Source organism: Maridesulfovibrio bastinii DSM 16055 (genome assembly GCF_000429985.1).
GTDB lineage: Bacteria > Desulfobacterota > Desulfovibrionia > Desulfovibrionales > Desulfovibrionaceae > Maridesulfovibrio > Maridesulfovibrio bastinii.
This window is the reverse complement of the sequence record NZ_AUCX01000033.1, coordinates 1-25,289: the sequence shown is the minus strand read 5'-3', so window position 1 is coordinate 25,289 and position 25,289 is coordinate 1. Positions and strand designations below refer to the sequence as shown.

Genomic DNA, 25,289 nt, shown 5'->3' with positions numbered 1-25,289 from the left:
GAAAAGAAACCGTTGAGCGTAGTTTTGCTGATGCAAAAGAGCTTCACGGACATCGCTATGCCAGAATGCGCGGCCTCTCGAAGGCTCAAGAACAAAGTCTCCTCTGCGCAGCCTGCCAAAACATGAAGAAAATAGCGCTTATCCTAAGCGCTAGACGCATATTTTCTGATATTTTTAAAACTATTGCCTTCAAAGAGAGTTCCGTTCACTGTTTTGCTTCGAACTTGGGATTTGATCGACCAAATTTAAATTTTTCAAACTAAATCGAACAGAAATAGGGCGTAATAAAACCCCGCTTTTAAAAAAAACGGGGTTAGTCAGCAATCTGAGCCGCTCCTTATTATAAGGGGCGGCTTAATATTTAATAATAACCACCCGAAAAAGCCCCCCTTGTTTAGCCGGAGAAATTACATTATCAAACTAAATGATTTCAATTAAGGACTGTACAATGTTACGCAAAATCATCTTTTATATCTGTTTTTTTCCGGTTACCATATTCTTCTCCCTGGTAGCCATTTGTTTCAAAAACCAAAAAGCAGCCCATTGGTGCGAACGCAACTGGGGAAGATCCATAGTATTACTCAGTGGTTGTAAAATAGAAGCGGACCTGTCTGAACTTGATCCTGAGCAGACTTATATTTTTATGGTCAACCACCAGAGTTTTTTTGATATCCCGCTGCTATTCTGTTATCTACAAAAATGGCAGTTCAAATTCATAGCCAAACAATCGCTTTTTAAAATTCCTGTTTTCGGAAACGCAATGAGTTCAGCAAACCATATTTCCATAGACAGAAACAACAAAAGACAGGCTATGAAAGATATCCAGAGGGCTGTTGCAACTGCTGACAACGGCAACTCGCCTCTTATTTTTCCTGAAGGAACCAGAAATCCGAATCCTTCAAAACTGCTGCCGTTTCAAATCGGCGGAATGATTATAGCACTCAAGTGCCGCAAGCCGATAGCTCCGGTTATCATGGTCGGCCCTGCTGAAACTCTCCCGAAAGGAAAACTGATTATCAAGCCGGGAACAAAGATAAAAATCAAGGCCCTGCCACCGATAGATCCTTCCGGATACACAATTAAAGACCGTGAAAAATTAAAGGATGACCTACAAAAAATGATGGATGAGGCACATGCGGAGATGAGCAATGAGTGATCCTCTGCTAACGATATGTCCGCTTGGCGGACTTGGTGAGATCGGGCTTAACTGCATGGTTTTTGAAACCGAAGAGTCAGTTGCCGTAATCGACTGCGGGCTTATTTTTCCTGAAGATTATCTTTTCGGGGTAGATATAGCTATCCCGCGCTTTGACCATATCCTTGCACTGAAAGAAAAATTGAAGGGCATCGTCCTCACACACGGACATGAAGATCATATCGGAGCCTTACCATGGCTTTTGCCCTATATTAATGTACCTATATTCGGCTCAAAATTTACCCTTGGACTTGTAGAAAACAAACTCAGGGAACATGACCTTGATAAATATGCCGATCTGCGCCCGGTTAAAGCCGGAGACCGCATACAGTTGGGCGATCTGGCATTCAATTTCTTTCCTGTATGTCATTCCATTATTGAAGGCTTCGGACTTGGCATAGAAACTCCTGTAGGACGCATCGTCCATACCGGTGATTTCAAAATAGACCGCAACCCCCTTGATGGACACGCCACCGACCTTGAAGCCTTTAAAAAATTTTCCAATCCCGGAGTTACCCTACTCTTTTCAGATTCCACAAATGTCGAGCGCGAAGGATACGCTCTCACAGAACGTGAAATTCTTGATTCACTCCGTGATATATTCGCTGAAGCCGAAGGCCGTATTCTGGTCACCCTTTTCTCAAGCCACATCCAGCGCATACAGGAAATAATAGACCTTGCAGTGGAGACAGGGAGAAAAGTCGGTATCAGTGGTAAAAGTCTTTCCAGAAACATTGAACTGGCGCGTGAACAGGGACTCCTTAGAGTTCCGGGAAACGCGTTCATCCAACTTGAAGATCTGCCGGATTACCCGGACAGTGAAATAGTTCTTCTGGTAACGGGTTCACAGGGCGAGCCACTGGCTTCCCTTTCCCGCATGTCCACCGGAGAGCATCGCCAGCTTTACATAAAAGAAGGCGATCTGGTTTTGATGTCTTCCCGCTTTATTCCCGGCAATACAAAAGCCATCACCAAAGTTATCAACAGATTGTATAAACTGGGTGCGGAAGTGCTGTATGAGAGGGTTCAGGGAATCCATGCTTCTGGGCATGCGCATCGCGACGAGCTGAAAATAATGCTCGAAACCGTCAAACCTAAATATTTTATTCCGGTCCACGGGGAATACCGCCACCTCATCAAGCACGCCAGACTGGCTGTGGAAACCGGTGTAGCACAGGAGCGGGCCATTGTTATTGAAGACGGTGAACCGATATCATTCCTGTCACACGGGATACGTTTTGAGGAAAGTCTCCCTGTTCAGTGTACCCTGGTAGACGGCAAGGGTGTTGGCGATGTAGGCCAGACAGTTCTCAAAGAAAGACAGCTTCTGGCAGGTGAAGGTCTGGTTATAGTTTCACTTGTAATTGATGTTCCTACAGGAGAAATTCTTACCGGACCGGAAGTTATGTCCAAGGGTTTTATCTTTGAACAACATTACTCACATCTTCTTGAAGATGCTAAATGCATCGTTCTTGACGTATTTGAAAACATCCCGCCCGGACAGACCAAAAAACTGCGTGAAAGAATCCGTTCTGCTCTGAGAAGATTTTTCCGTAAAGTTCTGGACCGTGATCCGGTTGTTGTTCCTCTCATCATAAGCCTTAACGGTGATGAAGCTGAAATACGGGAATCATCCTGCCCTGATTTCAAATTCTAAGAGCAAAAAAACACCCGGAAGTCCGACTCTATTATCAAGCCCGATCTGCTTATAAAAATCGGCCCAGTTTGTTCAAATATATATTTACTGCAAATTAATTTTGCCGGACAGCAATGTATCGTGGATTTTTTCGCCGGATCTGATACACTTTATAACTCTTTAAATTTAAACATCGATCAACTATCGGAAATATTATATGAAAGTTTTTAGAATCATGTCTGCCGGAAAAATTTATTACGCAACCAGAGAAGGTGATAATTTTAAACCTCTCAATGCCGGCAGTGAAGAACAGCTTTTCATTCCTTCAAGACTATGTGAAACGCTCCCCGTTGTCGTGCCGACTAAAATAATTTGTGTTGCCCTTAATTATAAAGAACACGCCCGTGAACTTGGGATGACTCTTCCGGAAGAACCCTCCATTTTTATGAAGCCTCCTTCAGCCATAATAGGTGATAATGACACAATAATTTTACCAAAGCGTTCTACAAGAGTTGATTATGAGGCCGAGCTTGGTATTGTCATCGGCAAAACAGGAATGAATATTGCCACTGAAGAAGTTTCAAAACATATTTTCGGATATACATGTGCCAATGATGTTACCGCAAGGGATCTTCAAAAAGATGATCCGCTCTTCGTTAAATCAAAAGGATTCAACACCTTCTGTCCGATAGGCCCGTGCATCGAAACCGACGTAGCGGACCCGGGAAATCTCTCTGTCAGAACTATTGTAAATGGAGAGCTTAAACAAAGCGGTAATACTAGTGATATGATCCACTCACCCTTTGAGCTGGTCAGCTATATTTCGGGCATAATGACCCTTTACCCCGGTGACCTCATAATGACAGGAACTCCTCCGGGAATCGGCCCTATGTCTGAAGGAGATGTTGTACAGGTAGAAATTGAAGGAGTCGGAACTCTTACCAGCACAGCAGGTAAAAAAAGCACGGGTGGTTCGAACGTGCAGTAATATTTCATGCTCCTTCCTTATTTAAGGCTCTGGCGAATGAATCTACGCCCCTTATCGGCGGGTAAACACTTTTTATCCGTCCTGAGGACTTGATTTTCTGTCAGTAATCCCGTAAAGGAGCGGAGCTAATTCGCACATTCCGGCTAAAATATGGGTGCTCACAATGTTGTGAGGATATTACATCTGCCGGAATGGAGGAAAAACCCAGGAGGAAAATTATGGCTTACGCAACTATGAAACAGATGCTGGAAACCGGCGTCCACTTCGGTCATCAGACCCGCAGATGGAACCCTAAAATGCGTCCCTACATCTTCGGAGCACGCAACGGCATCCACATTATCGATCTTCAGCAGACTGTAAAACTCTTTCAGAAAGCATACGATTTCATCTCTGACACCGTTGCTGACGGTGGAAAAGTTCTTTTCATCGGAACCAAACGTCAGGCTCAGGAATCTATCGCAGCTGAAGCTGCTCGCGCAGGAATGTTCCACGTAACCCACCGTTGGATGGGTGGAACTCTGACCAACTTCCAGACAATCAAGCGCAGCATCGACCGCCTCAAAAAACTTGAGGAAATGTTCGAAGACGGTACCATCAACCGTTTCCCCAAAAAAGAAATCGTAATGATGGGCCGCGAAGTTAAAAAACTCAACCTCGCACTCGGTGGTATTAAAGACCTCAATGGTGTTCCTGCCGCTGCCTTTGTAATCGATCCTAAACGTGAGCACATCGCCATTCAGGAATGCCGCAAACTCGGTATCCCCGTAGTTGCAGTAGTTGACTCAAACTGCGATCCCGATCTGATTGACTACATCATCCCGGGTAACGACGATGCTATCCGTGCCATTAAACTTTTTGCTGCCCACATGGCTGATGCATGTCTCGAAGGAGCTGCACGCCGCAAGGAAGAAAAAGAAATGGATCAGGAAAAGACTAAAGCTGAGGAAAAAGCAGCAGCTCCCGAAGCAGCTGAGAAACCCGCCGAGGAGGAAGCATAAGATGGCTATTACCGCACAGATGGTAAAGAACCTGCGTGAGAAAACCGGCGTAGGAATGATGGATTGTAAAAAAGCTCTTGCAGAAGCTGACGGAGATGAAGAAAAGGCAATTAAATACCTTCGTGAGAAGGGTCTTGCCAAGGCAGCCAAAAAGGCCGGCCGTTCAACTTCTGAAGGAATCATCGGCAGCTACATTCACAACAACGGCAAACTCGGCGTAATTGTTGAAATCAAATGCGAAACCGACTTTGTTGCAAAAGCTGACCAGTTCCAGCAGCTCGCAAGAGACGTTGCTATGCAGATTGCTGCAACCAACCCGATTTGCGTTTCTCCCGAGGAACTTCCTCAGGATCTTCTTGAAAAAGAAAAAGCTATCTATCATCAGCAGGCCCTTGAAGAAGGAAAACCTGAAAAGATCGCTGAAAAGATCGTGCTTGGCCGCGTAAATAAATATTACAAAGAAGTATGCCTTCTTGAACAGCCTTTCATCAAGGATGACAAGAAGACCATTAAAGATATCGTTAACGAGACTATTGCAGTTCTCGGTGAAAACATGCAGATCGGCCGATTCAGCCGTATCGACATGAACGATGCAGCCCCTGAAGAAGGCGGCGAAGAAGAATAGACCGGATTTAAAACGGGCCTCACGGCCCGTTTTTTTTGGGCCGGGTTTCCGACTGAACGGATAAAAGTCTTCCGGCTGAACCGGATGCTTTTTTTCTCAGGTGCAGGATACCCGGCCTTGTTGTGTCCGCTATACGGCCATCAGGAAAAGTTATCCCGAACTTGCGAAAAAGTGCATCAAGCACCCTACTTTTCCTTAAAATGTTAGGAAAATACAGGCGGGATATTCTCCCGTTAGTAAAAATATGTTAATAATCACCAGCCGGATTGCATGAAACAGATACAGTGTTACCCACTGCTTCCGGCATATTTCCTGAAACACCTCTAAATCGGACTTATTCCGCGGAAAAACGGGAGAAACTATGGACAAATTGCGTTATTCACGGGTATTGATCAAACTCAGCGGAGAAGCTTTAGCTGGAGATCAGCATTTTGGAATCGAGCCTCATGCCATCAGCAAATTTTGCAGGGAAATAGCTGATGTTTCAGCTACCGGACTTCAGGTAGCACTGGTCATCGGCGGTGGAAATATATTCCGTGGAATGTCCGCATCCGCAAAAGGAATGGACAGATCTTCTGCTGACTATATGGGAATGCTCGCAACAGTTATGAACGCAATGGCTGTTCAGGACGCGCTTGAAAAAATAGGATGTGACACAAGAGTCATGTCGGCAATCCCCATGCAGGCAGTTGCAGAACCGTATATCCGCCGCAGAGCTGTTAGACATCTTGAAAAAGGCCGCGTTGTTATATGCGCTGCCGGAACGGGAAATCCATTTTTCACGACTGACACAGCCGCAGCCCTTAGAGCTATGGAACTTAAAGCTGAAGCTATTATCAAGGCTACTAAAGTTGACGGTGTCTATGACAAGGATCCGGTGAAATATCCTGATGCTGTCAAATACGATACCGTTTCATATATTGAAGCTCTTGAAAAAAGGCTCGGTGTCATGGACTCCACCGCTATCTCCCTCGCAATGGACAACAATCTTCCCATTATTGTCTTCAACCTTTTTGAAGAAGGCAACATTGAACGGGTCGTAAAAGGCGAAAAGTTAGGAACAATCGTTCAAGGAGAGTAGCAATGATAAAAGAACTTATATCTGACGGAACCAAAAGAATGGAAGGCGCACTAAACAGTCTTGAAGGAGACTTTGCCAAACTTCGCACAGGTCGTGCTTCCAGCTCACTGGTTGAAGATATTTCCGTAGATTATTACGGCACACCAACTCCGATAGTACAGCTTGCTTCAGTAGCCGTTCCGGATTCACGTACTATTACTATTCAACCATGGGACCGCAACGCTTTCAGCGATATTGAAAAAGCTATTCTGCGCTCCGACCTCGGACTTAATCCGGTTAATGATGGTAAAGTAATTCGCATTTCCATCCCTCCCCTTACAGAAGAAAGACGTAAGGAGCTGGTTAAAATAGCTAAAAAGTATACTGAAGATGCCAAGGTTGCCCTGCGCAACGTTCGCCGTGATCTGAATGACAGCCTGAAAAAGCTCGAAAAAGACAAAGACATATCTGAAGACGATATGCACAGCGGACAGGACAATGTTCAGAAGCTGACCGATGATTACGTAAAAAAATGTGACAGCTCCTTTGCTGCCAAAGAAAAGGAAATATTGGAAATTTAAAGAATGCTGCCTGAACACCTCGCTGTCATAATGGATGGCAATGGCAGATGGGCTAAAGCACGCGGACTATCACGCAGTGAAGGTCATAGAGCCGGAACAGAAACAGCTAAGAATCTTGTCACCAGATGCAGAGAACTCGGTATAGGGCATCTTACTCTCTACACGTTCTCCAAAGAAAACTGGGCAAGGCCTAAAGATGAAATAGCACAGCTTTTTGACCTGCTTACCCTGTTTCTTAAAAAGGAACTCAGGAGTCTTCAAGAACAGGATATCCGTTTAAAAGTCCTTGGAGAGCTATCAGATTTTCCTTTTGGTGTACGGCAGGTAGTTGCCCATACTATCAATAAAACAAAAAACTGCCGGGGTATGACTCTTAATCTGGCCTTGAACTATTCAGGCCGGGACGAGCTGGTCAGAGCTTTTAAAAATATTGCTGAATCAGGGATTTCTTTTAAAGATATTACTGATGAAACCATTTCCGAGCATCTGTACACTTCAGGTCAGCCAGATCCTGACCTGATTATCCGCACCAGCGGAGAGCAGCGGTTGTCGAATTATCTGCTCTTTCAGGCAGCCTATTCGGAACTGTATTTTACCGATGTCTACTGGCCCGATTTTGACAGTGCCGAGCTGGATAAGGCTCTTGAGAATTTTTCCAGCAGGCAGAGAAGATTCGGGAAAACCGGCGACCAGATATAAAAATAAAATTAATTGGAAATATAGTCCCGCTGATTTTTAAATCGGCGGGATTTTTTTATGCGGGATACATATTTTATACTTTGTATAAAAAATACTTCAAAAATAGTTAAAAATATGAAAAGGAATGGTGTATTATAACAATTTATAAAAGTATCCGTATAATACTATCTTTAAGCATTAAGCTCCAAAGTCATACAAATAATTAAATAGAAAAATGTATTTAATTATTTATTCTCCGGGGGAAGCAGGAGAAAATGCTTGCAGAATTTAGGGGGAGGATTTTTTGATGAAAATGAAGCTGATTTACCTTGCATTATTGTGTCTGACATTCATGCTGGCCGGATGTCCCAAACAGCCCCATACACTTGAAAAGCCGGTAGTAACCCAAAAAACTATCACTATGACGCCGGTGATGACAGGATTCACAAAATCAGTCTGCAACGTCAGAAGCAAGGCTACGAGTAAGTCTTCTAAAGTCACAACTCTCGCAAATAAAACAAAAATTATAGTAACCGGAAAACACGGCAACTGGTACCAGATTAAAAGAGAAAGTGATGATGGCGCGTTAGGATATATATACTACAAACTTATCCATCTTGATTTCCAATCCTACGTAAGCATTGCTGGTCATAACACCAAAAAAGCCACTATTTTTTCAGAAAGCAGTTCCAACTCACCTAAGATACGTTCATTAGCCCCTTCTACCGAGCTATACCTGATCGGGCTGGAAAATAATTATTATAAAGTCAAGGGTCAGGACTTCACAGGATATATTTCAGCGGATCTCTGCATAGCTAATCCCGGAACAGCCCATGGCCGAACTATAGTGGTTGATTTGAAAGAAGAAGTTCCGGTCAAGAAACAAAATAAAATAGCACACAGCAAGAGCAATTCAAAACCGGTAAAAGCAGTCAGCACTCCCGGAACTTCCGGAAGCAGCTCAGGTGATGCTGTGGCTGATGCTGTTGGAGGTTTCTTCGGAGCAGTCTTCGGAACTACTGATAACAACTCAACCCAAAAAACAGCAGACACAACAAAGACAGCACAGAAAGGTGGGGCTGCTAATGCAAAAGACGGCAAGGAAAAGCCTAAAGATTCTGTTGAACAGATTCTGGACCAGCTGGATACAGCAAAGCAACTGGCCAAGAAAACTCAGGAAATCCGCAAGGAAATGCTTTCATCTTTAAGCCAGACCAGAGCACTCCAATCAGTTGTAGGAACTACCATCGCTACAATGGATGAGAACTTGAAACTGGCTTCCCGCACAGCGAAAGGTGTTGAATGCACTGGCATGAAAAAAATTGATGTTCAGGCATTTGTAAATGACATTTCTTATGATCCGACATCAACAATTGAAAGTGCATCTGTAAAAATTGCTGATAACGGTAAAATGCTTTCCATGCTCGAAACAAAAATAAAATCCGAAGCTGCCGACTTTTCGAAACTGAACAACCAGCAGCTCAAGAGCATGAACTCGATTATAGGGGCTTTTTCAAACAATATTCACGCTTCAAACTCCCTTTATCAGTTCAGCATGGACAAGTCCGGGGACATCATTTTAAGCATCGACAGGGCTATCAATTCTTATAAAGACAAAGCCGGCCCCCTCACTATTGAAGCGACTAAGCAGATAGCAATTCTTTCCCTGATAAGTGCCCAGATAGCAGCCCAGATATCTCAACTGCAATCAAATCCATGGCTCGCCATAACTCTTTTGGGAGAGCTGAAAATGGTCAGCACTCAGGTTCCGGAATTGATTGGTCTATTTAAAGATTTTGTAGCTGATTACAACTACATTGAAAGCAATTCGGGCATTATCACCGAACAGAGTAAAAAAATTAACTCTGTCATTATGACCGCCCGCCGCAAAAATTCGCAGATTACTACCCAGCTCGAAAAATATTATAAGAAAAAGCTGGCCTTGAGCAAAAGGTTGAAAAAATCATTTGCAAGAAAGTCCTCAGCCTCTTTCAAGGATGCCTCCGCAAAAGCAGGCAAAGAATCATTCACAGAAGAAGAACTCAGCTAAAGGAGATTAAATATGACTTTAACAAACATTTTAAAAAAGTTAGCCTTAATGCTGGCTGTAATGATATTGTGCAGTGGTTGCTTTGCTAAATCGGACGCAGCTAAAAAATCTCTACACAGTGTAGGTCAATCGGCAGGAGAGCTGAATCAGGATTCCCAGAATTCAAAAAAATCATCGGAGCAGATACGCGATTATGAAAGCTCTGAAAAATTAAAAGAATATAAATGGTAAAAAAAAATATCAGATATATAATATTTATCCTGTTCATAACACTGCCGGGAGCGATCCCGGCAGTGGCAGGTAATTTATATATTATCAAGCCGGCAATAGGAAAAACTGTTTCCAAAAATGCGGACAACTACACCACCGAGCTTGAAAAGATACTAAAAGATAAAGATTTCAAAAAAGAACTTCGCAAAAATATCATTAAATTTCTCCGTCATGCGGCTTCAGTCAACCCGGACATTAAAATTAAAAGACATGATTTCAGTCTGAAGCTTGAACCTGACAACATCCTTATCCCCCTGCTCTACATTGATAATGTAATAGATTTCAATGACACCTTCAGTAAGCAGGACTCAGTGCTTTACAAAGGGAATATTTACATCGGAATGAGCTTTCTGATGTTTCAGTTGTCATCCGAGGCAATGATATATTCACTGCCGCTTATTGTCTCAGTTCCATATCTCGGAGATAAACCCCAAGTTGACCTTTCAGGTCTGGCTGCCCCTATAAGGACAGAAATCGTAAATTTTTTCAAAAATCCTGATTCGCTCACACCGCTGGCAGGCCGAAATCTGGCAGACTGTCTTGACGATCTTGATAATATTTTCAAATCCGAAACATGGTCTATTGACAAGATAAAACTTTCAGACGGAACATCAAAACGAATCAAAAACCACAAAAAATTTATTGCCCTGACAAGGATGCTCGCTAATCAGTCACTATCGCAGGACCGGCTTGTTATTCCATCAAAATCACGCGGTCCCGGAATAAGTAAAGCTATCAATTACGCTGTTAAGAAATTCGGGGTTGGATATCTTCGTGGCGGGGATGTCGGTTTTTCAGAAAAAGACAATACTTATCATTCTTCAAGACGTCTTCCTGTTTCTAAACATCATTTTGATATAATGATAAAAACCGGAGAAAAAACGATTGACGAAAATGAAGCTTTTTCAAATAAAAAATATGCTACAGCCTGCTACCTTATAAACGATTCTCAGAAAATAAGATGCCTGAACTCTGTTAAAGCAACCATAGCAAGCAGACACACAGGGGTTTCGGATATTTATTTTTACAATGCTCTGATAAATGCCCTCTCGGACATAAACTCATGCAAAAGATAGGGATACAAGATGGGAAAAAATTTTACTAAAACGACTCTTTTAATTGTCATACTGATCTTCGGCCTGAGCAGTGTATGCTCTGGTGCAGCAAAAGAAGGACTTGATAATGGTGAAGGCAAGCCGACTATTGTCTTTGCTTTAATACCGCGCATCAAAAATGATAAACTTTCCCAGCAGGAATGTAACAACCTTGTCCGCAACCTTAATAAATCATTACAGCAGGAATTCAATGAAGCTGGCTTTATTACTCATCGGGACAGAATTATCCTCGGTTTCAGCATTGATGCCTGTAAGCGGTCATACGCAACACAAAACCAGAGTGTAGCCGAAGATGAAATAATCAGTATAGCCCGTGATGACGGTATTGATTATGTTGTCATAGGGCTTTCCGAAATATCAATCAGCTATGATGAAGACTATGATGAATATTCAGCTATGGTTGATATCAACGGTGATTTTCTGGGAATCAACCAGAATCCTCCGGTATCGTATGCAATGAATCTTACCGGGGAATACAGCCACCCCAACAAGGAAAACCTGATAAAATTGTCCGTTGTTGACATTTCAAGAAAACTGGCCCGTCTCAGAACCATCAAAACTATTTTGAAGAATTGGAAAACCCCGAAATAACCAGAGCATAGAAATAAAATTTAAAAATCTCCATGTGTATTTTCCACACATGGAGATTTTTTTATTTTTAACTACTGTAACAAACAAGTTATCCAATCATGCAGTACTAAGGCTCACGGAATCATTCATCATCGAACTGAACCGGATCGAGCTCTTTACGGGCATATTCCATATAAATACCACTTTTTATCAATAATTCGACAATATCATGATCTATATGTCTGTCCCTATCCATAAACTTCAGAATCTCAACAGCTTGTGAAATTTTCATCGGCTTTTTATATGGTCTGTCCTTAGCTGTCAGCGCTTCAAAAATATCGGCAACAGCCATAATTCTCGCCTGCAGCGGCAACTCTGCGGCACTCAACCCTTCAGGATATCCTGTTCCGTCAAGCTTTTCATGATGGGCGGCCGCAAATTTGGGGACATTGGAAAATCTTTTGGGAAACGGAAGCCGATCAAGCATCTCTCTGGTTATTGTGGCATGGCTCTCAATTACTTTTCGTTCCTTATCGGTAAGTGTTCCTTTGCGCACACATAAATTTTCCACTTCATCAGCAGTCAGCCAGTTAAAAGTCTCCCCTCCCCTGTGATAGGTTCTGGAAGCTATACTGTTAATTCTGGCAATACGTTCATCGGTCATAAATTCATTGGGGATATTGCATGACAAAACAAACTTTCGATCGTCTTCAAGGTCCTTGAGTTTCCTTGCGTACTCTGCCTCAACTGCTGAAATTTTAAGATTATCTCCATCATCAGACATTATCTCAATAATCTTTTCCAGCCGCTCATTATTTAAAATTTCCGCAATAAGATTAAACCGGGAATCAACCATGTCACCACGATCGAAGATCGTTTCAAGCTTTGTGGATTTATCCACCACATGTTCAGGAATTGATATTTTTCCAACATCATGCATCCATGCTGCCAGTTTAAGCTCCTCAATTTCCTCTTCACTGAAATTAACCCCGGAAAACGGTCCTTCTGCAGAGATATTAATTCCTTCTGCAATCATGGAGGTCAATTCAACAACCCTTTCAATATGACCGTTGGTATAAGGAGACTTGGCGTCAATAGCCGCGGCAATACTCTGGATAACAGAATAAAGCAGATCTTTAAGCCCCTGAATGAGCTGCACACTGGTCAAAGCAATAGCTGCCTGTGAAGCCAGTGAACCAACAATATTAACAATATCCTTTGAAAAACCGACAATACTGCCGTCATCATCCAAAGCATTCAGCAGCTGCAAAACTCCTATTATATCCTTTTCATGATTTTTAAGAGCCATGACAAGCATAGACTTGGAGCGGTAACCGGTTGCGGAGTCATATTTACGCGGTCCGGTGAAATCAAAACCTTCAGCCTCGTACACATCTGCTATATTGACGGTTTTACCGGTCAAGGCACAATACGCCGAGACATGATCCATATTGCGACTGCCGTCATCAGTATAGAGCGGGACCGGAGGAAGAGCTATTTCCACGCCACTGGTCCCGCCAACGCGAACATTCATAGAATCATTATGTAATATTGAAAAATTGAGATTGCGTCCGCTTTCATCAACTGTGTACAAAGTTCCGGCATCGGCCCCGGTAAGATGTCTTGCCTCGTCAACAATCATCTCCAGCAGCTTTTCAAGGCGTATTTCCCCTGTCAGGGCCAGACCTATTTCGCTTAATTTTTCAATAACCGCGCCATGCTCGAAAATCAGCTCATTAACACGTTTTTCTACTTCAACAGCAGCATCAGCAACGACTGCACGGCAGTCATCATGCCCGAGACTTTCTGCAACAGCTGTCAAAAAGTCTTTTATTTCAACGGCAGTCCTTCTGGAACCACTATGATTTCTATCGGGCACAGCACACATCTCCCTTTTCACATTCAGGGTCATCAGCAATCAAATTTCTAATACAAGCGCTCATTATATGTTCTACATCTCGAACAGTATCAAATCAATAAGGTTTAAAAAAGTTATCCCCTTATAAGATTGTATCGGAAATAACTTTATTTATAAAAAAACCATGTCTACACAGGTTGCCCACAAACGAGTAATTGATTAATCTGGCTCAGTTTATAGTTATTTTGGTCTGTTTTTATTAATTTTAGAGGAATATATGCCCCTTACCAGCATTCAAAAAAGAATCATCACATCTCTGCTCTTAATCCTGACACTGATACTGGCCCTTTACCTCGGTGGAACTTTTCTCATAGCTCTTGTTGCCGCATTCAGTGGAGCTGCTCTATGGGAATTTTATTCTATGTTCTGGGATGGTAAAAAACTTTTAACAACCAGAATTATAGCTGTTGTCTGCGGCATGGCGCTGGTTTTCGCATCCGCTATGGCCGGAATGGGATGGACTGTCATTCTGCTGCTGGCATCATTCTGGATATGCAATTTCCATTTTCTATTTTCCTACAGCTCTGCGTCGGAGACCAGTTCATACAGGAACAGCCTTATTCTTTTTGCCGGCATTGTCTATATCCCGCTGACATTACAATTTTTTACCTCGATGACAAGCTGGGAAATACTTTTTGTGTTAATGGCTTCATCAGCGTCTGATACTGCTGCATTTTATGCTGGATCTTACTTCGGCAAAAAAAAGATCTGGCCGGCAATAAGCCCTAAAAAATCATGGGCAGGTTCGTTCGGTGGATTCGCTGCCTGCATCATTGCATGCTCAGTTTACGGTAAATTTTTAGGCAACAGTTCTCTGATCTCATGGATCATTTTCGGAGCTGCGCTTAATATAGCAGCTCAAATGGGTGATTTTTTCGAATCAGCGCTTAAACGCAAACTCGGTATTAAAGATTCAGGAGTAATTCTGCCCGGACACGGTGGAGTTCTGGACAGGATTGACAGCCTCGTACTGGTTCTTCCCATATATATTATCGGCAGACAGATTCACACATTCTTTTAACATAAGCCTGTCACGGCTTTTAAAACTATCGGAACCACAAATTGCAAACCTATATATCTTCATGGCCTGCTTCTGTTGAGGCTGAAAAATTTCCCCGGACTATAGCTGTCCTTGGGAGTACAGGTTCCATCGGAACCAATACCCTTAAAGTTATTGAACAACATCCGGAAATGTTTAAAGTAGTTGCGCTTGCCGGAGGCAGAAACGCCAAAGTGCTCGCACAGCAGGCCATAAAGCACCGCCCTACCTATCTGGGCATACTGGACGACAGTGGCGCGGCAGAACTGAAAGATCTGCTGCCTGCTGATTATACCCCGGAGATACTGACCGGACCGGAAGCATACAAAACAATTGCTTCACTTGATGAAGTAAAGATTGTGCTGTCCTCAATTGTTGGTGCCGCCGGTTTTGAACCGACTCTGGCCGCAGCCCGCAAAGGTAAAATTATCGCCCTTGCAAACAAGGAGTCCCTTGTACTTGGTGGACATATAATCCGCGAAGCCTGCAAAAAATCAGGCGCACTCATTCTTCCGGTTGACTCAGAGCACAACGCTTTATTTCAGGGCCTGCTTGCCCATGATGGAATTGATGTAAGCAGACTTATTCTGACCGCCTCAGGCGGCCCTTTCCGCGGTAAAAATCTCGATTTTCTTAAAACTGTGACCCGTGATCAGGCTCTGGCCCACCCTAACTGGGACATGGGCGCAAAAATCAGTATTGATTCCGCAACACTCATGAATAAAGGTCTTGAAGTGATAGAGGCCTGTCATCTTTACGGCTTCCCACCTGAAAAAATTGATGTCGTCGTCCATCCTCAGAGTATAATACACTCACTGGTTGAATATATAGACGGCTCCCAGATTGCACATCTCGGTGTTCCTGATATGCAGATTCCCATAGCAGCATGCATTTGTTTTCCTAAAGCTGTTCCGCTTGAATTAAAACAGCTTAATCTTGCTGAAATAGGAACTCTGACATTTGAAAAACCTGATACCAATGTTTTTCCATGCCTGAAACTTGCTGCGGAAGCTTTCTCCGCCAGCGAAAGCCACCCTATCGTGTTAAACGCCGCAAATGAAATTGCGGTAGACATGTTCCTTAAAGAAAAAATTAAATTCCTGGATATTCCCGCGATAATTGCCAGAGCTCTGGAAGCCCACTCCGGGTGTGATGTCAGCACTGCTGAAAGCGTCCTTGAGCTTGATATAAAAACGAGACGTGACGTAACAGCTTCAATAGCTTAGAGTAACTTCATGATCTGGATAATATACTTATTTGTTGTTTTCGGCGGGCTGATTTTTTTCCATGAATTCGGCCATTTCATTGTCGCAAGGATGCTTGGGATCGGGGTTAAAACTTTCTCACTCGGATTCGGTCCAAGGTTGGCCGGATTCAAAATGGGAAATACCGACTACAGGCTTTCTGCTGTTCCCCTCGGTGGATATGTGAATCTTGCCGGTGAAGAGAGGGACATGGATCTGGACTCCGGTTTCAGGAGCAACCAGCTCTTCATGAACAGACCGCCGTGGCATCGCATGATGGTAGTTGCTGCCGGTCCGATCTTCAACTTCATTCTCGCATGGCTCATCTTCTGGGGGATTATTCTATCTCAGGGGCAGATGGGGCTGAAAGCTGAAGTAGGTAATCTACAGCCCAACGGCCCTGCTGAAATAGCAGGTCTGAAACCCGGTGATGAAGTACTTGCCATTGATGGCCACAACATTACTTTTTTTCACGATTTATCAGAAATAATTCAATCAAGTGAAAACGAAAAACTTGAATTCAAAATAAACCGCAACGGAACACTTCTTAATCTGGAAGTTAAACCGAGAATTCAGGAAAATACCAACCTGTTCGGAGAAAAAATAAGAGTCCCAATGGTTGGTATTATGGCCTCGGATAAAACAACAACGGTCCAGCTGGACGGAATGCAAAGTTTTTACGCAGCCTCAGAGCAGACCTGGAATGTAATTTCTCTGATTGGTGAAAGCATTGTCAAGATGATCGAAAGGGTTGTGCCGATAGATTCCATAGGCGGACCAATCATGATTGCTCAGGCCATTAAACAGCAGTCTGAGCGTGGAATACTGCACATTCTGCAACTGACAGCTTTCATAAGCATAAACCTTGGTCTTTTGAATCTGTTACCAATACCAGTGCTTGACGGTGGCCATATTATCTTTTTCGGGCTGGAAATAGTGCTGAGAAAACCTTTGGATGAAAAACTTCAGGCCGCTGCAACCAGAGTCGGACTATTCCTGCTCCTCTGCCTCATGGCACTCGCTATTTTTAATGATATAGTCAGGACATGGGTTGCCAAATGAGCCTTTTGAATACCGAATACGAAGAACTCCTGCTGTTGCTGAACGGTGCGGAAAACGACCTCCAGATTATGCTTGCGGCACGCGAAGAGGATGAAGATAATTTCGAGCTGCTGAGCCTGCAAAGCCTGCGTATTCCCGGACAGACTGTCACATTCATGGTTCCAGCTATTGAGAACATGCTGAAACTGTTCGGCTTTACAGCGTCTGACATAACTAAAACGGCCTGTGTTAACGGTCCCGGAAGCTTTACGGGATTGCGCCTTGCTCTTGCCGCAGGAATAGCCATAGCCGAAGTAAATAAAATCCCTATAGCCGGTCTGGAATATCTGCCGATTCTTGCGTTCGGACCATGTTCCTTTGTCGATGCTCCGTTATGGGTCATCACTCATGCCCGGCGTGCGCAGGTATATATTCAAGGATTCAGACCGAATGATGCTAAAGGAACACCGCAACCGCCGCTGACTGAAGCTCTTCCTGTTACGGTTGAACAAGCTGCTCAGATTATAGCTGAGAAAACTCCCGGTAAAATTTACCTCTCAGGAAGCGGCCTGAATAAGAATAAAAAATTCTTTGATGAATTCAGTAAAGTAAGGACTGATGCTGTTCTGCTTCCGGAAATATTCAATACGCCGGGAACTGATGCCCTCATTTCGGCGGCAGTTAACGCACATTACAGCACAACTCCTCCTGAAGCTCTGTACCTCAGAGGATCTGATGCTGAAGAAAATTTATCTATAATAACCAAGAAGCGTGGAATTTCAGAAGAAGAAGCCCGCAGGATGCTTGATGCCGCCCGGAGCTGATTCTTACTATATATAAATATCTTTAAGCAAAAGACAGGGTTGAGAGATATCAACCCTGTCTTTTATTTTATTCTTTATGAGCCTTTAAAAGTAAAATCCATTCTCCGATCACTACCTTTCCACTTATTATTTTTAAGCATTTTTAATATTTTTTTTTAAAAACCGCTCTAAAGAAATCTATAGTCATGACGATGAGACTCTCAACAAAGGAAAATAGTTTTCTAGCAAGAAGCATTAAGAAAACTAAATATTGGCAAGGAAGCCAATAACATTTTCAAGGAGGAAAATATGGCTCTCGTTATCAATCACAACTTGATGGCAACAAACGCCAGCCGCAACCTGGCAGAATCCTACGGACGTCTTTCAACTTCAACCCGTCGCCTTTCATCAGGTCTTCGTATCGGAACAGCTTCTGATGATGCCGCTGGACTGGCAGTTCGAGAACTGATGCGCGCTGATGTTAAGTCTCTTAATCAGGGTATTCGTAACGCAAACGATGCTATATCCATGATTCAGACTGCTGACGGCGCCCTCGGCGTTATCGATGAAAAGCTCATCCGTATGAAGGAACTTGCAACTCAGGCATCAACCGGTACCTACAACTCGGATCAGCGTCTGATCATTGACTCTGAGTATCAGGCAATGGCATCGGAAATCACCCGTATTGCAAACGCTACCGACTTTAACGGCATTCACCTGCTCAATGGTAACATGTCAGGAGAAAACTCTGCACATAACGGTGCAGGAATGAAGCCGACAGGTCCGGTCAAGGTCCACTTCGGTACCGCCAACGACTCAGCTGAAGACTACTACTATATCTCAATTGATACAGCTACAGCTTCAGCTCTCGGTGTCGGCTCAGCTGCACAGAACTCAATTTCCACTCAGGAATTGGCTCAGGAGTCACTTGTAAAGCTGCAGAAGGCTATTATTTCCAAGGATAAGATCCGTGCGAACCTTGGAGCTCTGCAGAACAGATTGCAGAACACGATTACCAACCTTTCGGTTCAGGCTGAAAACGTTCAGGCTTCTGAATCCCGTATTTCAGACGTTGACGTTGCAACCGAAATGACAGAATTCGTTCGTAACCAGATTCTGACTCAGTCCGCTGTGGCTATGCTTTCACAGGCTAACAGCATGCCTAGAATGGCTATGCAGCTCATCGGAGGCTAATACTGGCTCCAATGAATCAGCCAACCGGATAAGGGGATTTAACACAAGGCCGGACCGCATAAACCGGTCCGGCCTTTCATAATTTAATAGGGATGATTAATTTTGGCACTTTGATTGCAAGTTCTGAGGTGGAGAATTGAATTAAGGGAAAAAATTTCCCGGAGCAAAAATTATGGCTGATTACACCTCTGGACAAATAAATTTCGCCGGACTTGGTAACGGCACCGACTTTCAGACTCTGATTGACGGTCTGGTTGACGTTGAAAGTGCGCACAAGAAAACTCTCGAGACCTGGAAAGAATCATGGGAAAATAAAGTCACCATGTTTCAGGATCTCGGCACGAAGCTGGTATCTCTGGAATCCACTCTGAAATCCCTGAGCTCCATGGACCTTTTCAGTGCAAAAAATGTTACCAGCTCTAAAGAAGATAAGTTGTCAGCTACTGCCGGCAGTACTGCCATGCTCACCTCACATTCCATTGAAATAAATCAATTAGCAAAAAACGATATTCAGGTTACCGGCAACTACGTTGAGTCTCTCAAAACACCACTTTTTACTTCCGATGGCAGTTTTACTTTTTCATATGCCGGAGAGTCGATAACTCTCAGTGATATTCCAGCAAATACAACTCTTACAGGCTTTGTAAACCTTATAAACAATACTGCAGACTCCAGAAGCAAGATCAGAGCAACAACCATCAATTCCGGAGATGGCTATCACCTGCAGATTTACGGTTTAGATCTCGGGGAAGAGAATCAGCTTGTAATTTCAAATACAAGCGGGATGATATTTGGGGCTGGTGATTTTCTTGAAACCCAGAATGCTCAAAATTCCCAGATAAAAGTTGATGGATTCCCGCCTGAAGTTGACAAATGGATAGACCGTGACACCAACTCAGTAGATGACGTTATAGATGGAGTTACCCTTAATCTCAAGGAAACCACAGCACTTAATGCACCGGTAACTATAGGTGTAACAACCGATATAGACGGCATTAAAGAAAATATTAAAACTTTCGTAGACCAGAATAACGAAGTCCGTAAAATGATCAAAGAGCTTACAGCCGTTGATACTTCAGGTGAAAAAGCTACTGGATCAATTCTGACAGGTAACTACGGTGTTGAACTGCTTGTGGGTCAGAGACTAAAAAATATTATTTCCGACAAAGGCATCGGATTCAACTACGCAGTTGAGGTAGCCCCGGATACTTTTGAAGGAGATATGTATTCTGCTCTTTCACAGCTTGGTATCCTTACCAACGCTGATACCGGCGGAGCAAATGCCGGTATGCTCGAAATCGATGAAGATGAGCTGAACGAGGCTCTTGATAAGGATCCTGATGCAGTTGTAAAAATTTTTGCTGCCAATTATATTGGAGAAAGCAGCTCGCCTGCAGTTCAATATCTTTCACATATTAACGGGACAACTGAAGGTGGAGCTTACAACATCCAGTATACCGTAAGTGGTGGTAAACTGGTTTCAGCAACTATAAACGGTAACGAAGCCAGTGTTGATCCGGACTTATGGCAGATAACCGGTAAAGGCGGAACTCCTGAAGCCGGTATGGCTATAGAAGTGGAAAACAGATCCGATGGAACCCACGGTACTTCTGACGCGGATGCTGATGACGCCCTGACCGTGGACCTTAAAGTCGGTAAAGTTCAGGAAATGCTGGACGCTTTGTCTGATATGACAGGTCGGAACGGTCCACTTAAAATTCTGGAAAAAAACTACGACTCAATTATTAAAAATATTGAGCAAAAAATAGATTATGAAAAGGACAGGCTTGATTTATACAGGCAGAACCTCAAAGATAGGTATTCAAGGCTTGACTCGCTGCTGGGACGCTATGACCAGATCAGCGGACAGTTATCATCAAGTGTCAACCAGCTTTCACAGCAATAAATCCGGCAGGAGGTAATATATAATGAATAGAGGGGCTCATGCCTACCTTTCAACTCAGGTTCGCACAACTTCCAAAGGGGAACTTTTAATCCTGCTCTATGATGCTGCTATAAAATTCATGAAGCAGGCAAAAGTCAAAATTAATGAAAAAGACTATGCTGCAAAAGGCGTTCTGATATCAAAAGCGATTGAAGTTATTGCCGAACTTGCCTCAAGTCTGAACAAAGAAAAAGGTGGAGAGCTGGCTGAAAATCTCAATAAACTCTATCTGTTCTGTAACACTCGGCTTTTGCTGGCTAATCTCAGGATGGATACTGAAAAAATTGATGAAGTCATCAAAATAATTGAAGGCATCAGCTCTGCCTACAAGGAAATTATTCCCGGTGAGGACAGTGAAATAATTACCCAGTCAGAATCAACAGGCTCATATTCAGTTGCTCCGGGATCAGGTACAGCCAATCTGCTCAACATTAAAAACAATACCATAGCCAAACCAAAACTCGCTCAAGCTAAAAGGGCTATGAATGCTTATAATTCCGGCAGGTAAGACTTATAGACAACAAGTTTAAATAAAAACACCATCTTTATTAATAAAGATGGTGTTTTTATTTAACAGCTATGCTGAACCTGAAATATATCCGTTTACTTACATGCATCATTCTGGCATTTTTCAATAGCTATGAATACCAATCCAATAAGGGTCCTTCACGCCGCATCCTCAATGGGATTGGGCGGCACGGAAAAAGTTATGCAGATTCTGGCCTCCAATCTGGATAAGAATCGTTTTTCAGTAGCGACCTACTCTCCTCAGGACGGCCCCAGAGCCAGACTGCTGAGAAAAAATGGTATTCCCACGTTTATAACGCCTGATTTTCTCGGGGTGCTGCAAAAATTTTCGCCTCATATAGTTCATATACACAGAGCTGGCTGGACGGAACCGGGAAGTCTGCGCCCCCTCAAGCTGGCAGGGATACCTATAGTTGTTGAAACAAACGTATTCGGACGCCACGACCCCAGTGAAGAAGCAAAACTGATTGACTGTCACCTTTTTGTCTCACGCTTCTGTCTGGAGCGTTTTAAAAGCACAACATCAATACGAGCAGTCTACCCTAATTATTCATTTCTATATAACCCTGTTGATACTGATTTTTTTGCTAAAAAATGTCCTGTTTCCATTGAACGGCCACAATTTTCTTTTGGTAGAATATCCCGTGCCGATCCCGGAAAATGGTCATCTCTTGCTCTGGATTTTCTGCCCCGGATGGAAGCACTGCTCACAGATAAACATTTTTCAAAAATTAATTATCGTATAATCGGTGGAATTCCACAGGCATTCAGCTATGTCGAGCAGCACAATATTTCCAGTAAAGTTGAATTTCTTCCACAAATATTAACAGATGATGAACTTGCCGGATTCTTTAATTCAATATCTTTTCTGGCTCATGCAAACGACACTGGAGAATCATTTGGAATGGTCATAGCAGAAGCCATGGCTGCCGGGTTGCCGGTCATAACCCATCCCAGCACAGGTCTTAAGGATAATGCCCAGCTTGAACTTGTTGATCACGGTGAAACTGGTTTTGTCGCGGAAAATTCGGAAGAATATGCTCAGGCGGCAGCATTTCTAATTTCAAATCCAGAAAAAGCAAGAGACATGGGCGAAAAAGGCAGAGAAAAAGCTCAAAGATTATACGACACTAAAGTCATAACCTCACAGCTGGAAACAATTTATTGTGATCTGCTGAGAGCTAAACGGATGTTATGAACAGCATAGATCAATACACCAGTCAGGTTATCTCTTTTGCCCTGAGCGGAAGAGATAAAATTAATCCTCTCGCAGAATGCTCCACAATAAAGCAAGCCGAACGGCATATTAATCTGCTAAAAAAATCAGGCAAAAAAAATATAATAATTTTTGGACTGGCTGACCTAAAATTTGTTTCAGAGCTTAAAAAAAATCTCCCCGGAGATGGAAAGATTATTGTCTGCGAACTCTCCCCTCAGCGGGTAAGAAATGCTGAGGCAACAATTGCTGATTTGTCAGCCTTAAATATTCAAGTTTTATGCGACACCTCTATGTGGTCCCATGTAATGTTTCTGGAGCAGTATGAATTCTTTAATAATAATTCTCACTTAATCCTGAACCCCTCACTGACAGGAGCTGAAAAAGAGAATCATCAAAAGCTACAGAAAATAATCTCAGGAGCTGGAAGGTCAGAATTACCTGCGGAAAAGGACATCTACCCCACCATTAGTGCAGCGGCAATACTAAGCCCGGAAGAGCCTGCCCTTGAAACATTTATCGATAGCTTTCCAATCTGGATTGATGAACTCGTAATCGTATGGGACTGCGAAACCATGTCAGCTGCTCCAAAATTAAAATCAGTTTTAAAAACAGTCCAGACAGCCCACCCTCTGAAAAGGGACTTTGCTGCCCAGCGCAACAGAATGCTGAAAAACTGTTCCGGCGAATGGATTATTTACCTTGATGCTGATGAAAGAATTTCAAATCAGGGCTGGGAAAATATTCGTAAAACGATTAGATCGGAAAACACGGATGCAGTGTATCTGCCCAGAAAAACTTTTTTTCCTGATGAAAAACATTGCAGGATGGGATATGGATTGTGGCCGGATATGCAGCTGAGACTTTTTAAAAATTCAAAAAAAATAAAATTTACCAGACCCGTTCACGAGCTGCTGACTGGTTATAAGCACCCGGCAATTACAACCGGTACAGAGCTTAGGCACGAAACCCACCTGTTGAAAGAACGTGACTCAATTGATAAAAAGCTTTCTTTTTTCAATAAGGTTTCTGGTGAAAAGATAACACACCGTTTCGGAAAAGAGCTTCCTTTTTTAGCTGAGGAAGAACTTCCCGGACCTTCCAATATCAAAGCAAAGCTTATCACTCTGCCCTGATTATTTTTTTTAAAGCAATGTTTTTACGAATTGACGTTGCTTATCAATTTAAAATTTATTAGGTCTGACCCAATTGTATCAGACTTGAAGCCTGAGGATATTATATGAAAGTTATTTGCCCCCAATGTAATTTTTCGCAAGAAATCCCGGATGACAAAATCCCGGATAATGCAAGACTGGCTACTTGCCCCAAGTGTCAGAATAAATTCTATTTCAGAGAGTTGGAAGATACCCGTGATTCAGCCGATGATAATTACGGATACCAGACTGTGGACAACTATAATGACCCGGATGAGTCATCTGCTAACAGTCAGAGGAATCCTGAAATAGACAATATTCAACAGACCGATAACGGTTCGCAGGGAATTGAAGAAAACGATTTCCGGGAACCGTACAACTCTGATGAAAATGAAACTGTTCATCAGGACGAAACCGAACGCTCAGATCTTGAAAAAAAATTAGAAAAACATATCTCAGACAATACTGAGCTCGGTGACCTCTGGCAGAAACTGAATAGGATGGCTCCTAAACAGGATGATGACCAGGAAGAAGAAATAGAAGAACTGTATGAAGATTATTTTTTTGAAGATATTCCATTTGAAACGAATGAAAAATATTCTTTCTTTCAGGCCGTAGGACTTACGGTTAAGCGTATCCTGACCAAACCTGCTCAGTTCTTTAAGAATATGCCGCTGAACGGTTATATGAAACCGCTGGTATTCTTCCTGATTCTTGCAGAGTTTCAGGCTGTTTTCGAATTCTTCTGGGAAACCATTGTAGGTCTCGGCGGAACAACTATGCAGGACATTAATACCACTGTCGGCACCGGTATTTCACAGTCCATGGCATCAGGATCAGGTGAAGTACTTATAAGCCTCCTGCTGTTCCCGATTATGATCACTTTGATAAGTTTCCCTACGGCGGGCATTACCCATGTAATGCTTATGGTTTTCGGATCAGGTAAAAGAGGATTCGAAGCAACCTACCGCGCAACAACTTACTCCTATGCAGCAGCTATTTTCAGTGTCATTCCCATAGCCGGACCTTTTATAGCTTCAGCTCTAAGTATGGCTCTCTCGGTTATAGCTTACAAAAATATACATGAAAGCAGTTATACCCGAGTGATAATGGCAATGCTGGCGCCAACAGTTGTTCTGTTGATTTTAGCCTTGATATATTACCGCTTAAATCAGCCCACAATTTAATAAAAATACCATGCCAGCACTCCCGGGTTTAATCTGGTAGAATACCAGTAAAAGCGAAACTCACAAGGAGGGCTGACATGGCTAGACTTACAATATCATCAATTAGTAGGTTTGTGGAAGGCTTTCAAAGTCAACTTTTTTTCGTAGGTATTGATGTACATAAACGTAGTTTTAGTGTGGCCTTGCTTAGAGCAGATGGAATGGTTGAGAGCTGGACGACTCCAGCTGATGTTGAAGCTATCACCAACAGACTG

At 43.0% G+C, this 25,289-nt stretch carries 24 protein-coding genes; 23 read left to right on the top strand and 1 reads right to left on the bottom strand.

Features of this window, described 5'->3' with window-relative positions:
• The 13 genes from G496_RS21520 to G496_RS0114035 all read left to right on the top strand — a co-directional run.
• The coding region (locus G496_RS21520; RefSeq protein ID WP_027179841.1) for a transposase at positions 1-263 on the top strand (263 nt) is incomplete at its 5' end.
• A 185-nt stretch (positions 264-448) separates the two neighbouring features.
• Positions 449-1,156, top strand: coding sequence for a lysophospholipid acyltransferase family protein (locus tag G496_RS0114095; RefSeq protein WP_027179840.1), 708 nt, complete (start codon positions 449-451; stop codon positions 1,154-1,156).
• The gene (locus G496_RS0114090; protein WP_027179839.1) at positions 1,149-2,852 is read left to right on the top strand and encodes a ribonuclease J; all 1,704 of its coding nucleotides are present in this window, start codon (positions 1,149-1,151) and stop codon (positions 2,850-2,852) included. The genes G496_RS0114095 and G496_RS0114090 overlap by 8 nt, the downstream gene beginning before the upstream one ends.
• 196 nt (positions 2,853-3,048) lie before the next feature.
• The gene (locus G496_RS0114085; protein ID WP_027179838.1) at positions 3,049-3,819 is read left to right on the top strand and encodes a fumarylacetoacetate hydrolase family protein; all 771 of its coding nucleotides are present in this window, start codon (positions 3,049-3,051) and stop codon (positions 3,817-3,819) included.
• A 218-nt stretch (positions 3,820-4,037) separates the two neighbouring features.
• Complete coding sequence (rpsB, locus tag G496_RS0114080) at positions 4,038-4,817, top strand: 30S ribosomal protein S2 (protein ID WP_027179837.1); 780 nt, start codon at positions 4,038-4,040, stop codon at positions 4,815-4,817.
• A gap of 1 nt (position 4,818) precedes the next feature.
• Complete coding sequence (gene tsf, locus G496_RS0114075) at positions 4,819-5,442, top strand: translation elongation factor Ts (protein WP_027179836.1); 624 nt, start codon at positions 4,819-4,821, stop codon at positions 5,440-5,442.
• Between the two features lie 361 nt (positions 5,443-5,803).
• On the top strand, positions 5,804-6,523 hold the full coding sequence (pyrH, locus tag G496_RS0114065; protein WP_027179835.1) for a UMP kinase: 720 nt from the start codon (positions 5,804-5,806) through the stop codon (positions 6,521-6,523).
• A gap of 2 nt (positions 6,524-6,525) precedes the next feature.
• Positions 6,526-7,083: a ribosome recycling factor gene (gene frr, locus G496_RS0114060; protein ID WP_034633404.1), complete on the top strand. Its 558-nt coding sequence runs from the start codon at positions 6,526-6,528 to the stop codon at positions 7,081-7,083.
• Between the two features lie 3 nt (positions 7,084-7,086).
• On the top strand, positions 7,087-7,782 hold the full coding sequence (locus tag G496_RS0114055) for an undecaprenyl pyrophosphate synthase (RefSeq protein ID WP_027179833.1): 696 nt from the start codon (positions 7,087-7,089) through the stop codon (positions 7,780-7,782).
• 286 nt (positions 7,783-8,068) lie between these two features.
• On the top strand, positions 8,069-9,811 hold the full coding sequence (locus G496_RS19870; RefSeq protein WP_051295069.1) for an SH3 domain-containing protein: 1,743 nt from the start codon (positions 8,069-8,071) through the stop codon (positions 9,809-9,811).
• Between the two features lie 12 nt (positions 9,812-9,823).
• Positions 9,824-10,042 carry a hypothetical protein gene (locus G496_RS0114045; protein WP_027179832.1) on the top strand — a complete coding sequence of 73 codons (219 nt, stop codon included), beginning with the start codon at positions 9,824-9,826 and terminating at the stop codon, positions 10,040-10,042.
• A 62-nt stretch (positions 10,043-10,104) separates the two neighbouring features.
• The gene (locus tag G496_RS0114040; RefSeq protein WP_156900670.1) at positions 10,105-11,157 is read left to right on the top strand and encodes a hypothetical protein; all 1,053 of its coding nucleotides are present in this window, start codon (positions 10,105-10,107) and stop codon (positions 11,155-11,157) included.
• Positions 11,158-11,166: 9 nt separating this feature from the next.
• Positions 11,167-11,787, top strand: coding sequence for a hypothetical protein (locus tag G496_RS0114035; RefSeq protein ID WP_027179830.1), 621 nt, complete (start codon positions 11,167-11,169; stop codon positions 11,785-11,787).
• 121 nt (positions 11,788-11,908) lie between these two features.
• Here G496_RS0114035 and G496_RS0114030 read toward each other — a convergent pair whose 3' ends face one another.
• Positions 11,909-13,645, bottom strand: coding sequence for an HD family phosphohydrolase (locus G496_RS0114030; RefSeq protein WP_245577935.1), 1,737 nt, complete (start codon positions 13,643-13,645; stop codon positions 11,909-11,911).
• A 256-nt stretch (positions 13,646-13,901) separates the two neighbouring features.
• On the opposite strand from G496_RS0114030, the gene G496_RS0114025 reads away from it, so the two are divergent.
• From G496_RS0114025 to G496_RS0113980, 10 genes are all read left to right on the top strand, one after another.
• The gene (locus G496_RS0114025; protein WP_027179828.1) at positions 13,902-14,705 is read left to right on the top strand and encodes a phosphatidate cytidylyltransferase; all 804 of its coding nucleotides are present in this window, start codon (positions 13,902-13,904) and stop codon (positions 14,703-14,705) included.
• Between the two features lie 41 nt (positions 14,706-14,746).
• Positions 14,747-15,949, top strand: a complete 1,203-nt coding sequence (dxr, locus tag G496_RS0114020) for a 1-deoxy-D-xylulose-5-phosphate reductoisomerase (protein ID WP_027179827.1) — start codon at positions 14,747-14,749, stop codon at positions 15,947-15,949.
• Between the two features lie 9 nt (positions 15,950-15,958).
• Positions 15,959-17,029, top strand: coding sequence for an RIP metalloprotease RseP (gene rseP / locus G496_RS0114015; protein WP_027179826.1), 1,071 nt, complete (start codon positions 15,959-15,961; stop codon positions 17,027-17,029).
• Complete coding sequence (tsaB, locus tag G496_RS0114010) at positions 17,026-17,832, top strand: tRNA (adenosine(37)-N6)-threonylcarbamoyltransferase complex dimerization subunit type 1 TsaB (RefSeq protein ID WP_027179825.1); 807 nt, start codon at positions 17,026-17,028, stop codon at positions 17,830-17,832. Before rseP ends, tsaB begins: the two co-directional genes overlap by 4 nt.
• A gap of 288 nt (positions 17,833-18,120) precedes the next feature.
• Complete coding sequence (locus G496_RS0114005; protein ID WP_027179824.1) at positions 18,121-19,005, top strand: flagellin N-terminal helical domain-containing protein; 885 nt, start codon at positions 18,121-18,123, stop codon at positions 19,003-19,005.
• A 172-nt stretch (positions 19,006-19,177) separates the two neighbouring features.
• Complete coding sequence (gene fliD, locus G496_RS0114000) at positions 19,178-20,911, top strand: flagellar filament capping protein FliD (protein ID WP_027179823.1); 1,734 nt, start codon at positions 19,178-19,180, stop codon at positions 20,909-20,911.
• Positions 20,912-20,933: 22 nt separating this feature from the next.
• Positions 20,934-21,458 (top strand): flagellar export chaperone FliS, encoded by a 525-nt coding sequence (fliS, locus tag G496_RS19865; RefSeq protein ID WP_084407582.1) that lies wholly within the window; start codon positions 20,934-20,936, stop codon positions 21,456-21,458.
• Between the two features lie 132 nt (positions 21,459-21,590).
• On the top strand, positions 21,591-22,676 hold the full coding sequence (locus tag G496_RS0113990) for a glycosyltransferase family 4 protein (protein WP_027179822.1): 1,086 nt from the start codon (positions 21,591-21,593) through the stop codon (positions 22,674-22,676).
• A complete protein-coding gene (locus G496_RS19860) occupies positions 22,673-23,830 on the top strand; it encodes a glycosyltransferase (protein ID WP_051295068.1) in 1,158 nt (385 codons plus the stop codon). Before G496_RS0113990 ends, G496_RS19860 begins: the two co-directional genes overlap by 4 nt.
• A 104-nt stretch (positions 23,831-23,934) precedes the next feature.
• On the top strand, positions 23,935-25,035 hold the full coding sequence (locus tag G496_RS0113980) for a zinc-ribbon domain-containing protein (RefSeq protein WP_027179821.1): 1,101 nt from the start codon (positions 23,935-23,937) through the stop codon (positions 25,033-25,035).
• The last annotated feature ends 254 nt before the right edge of the window (positions 25,036-25,289 follow it).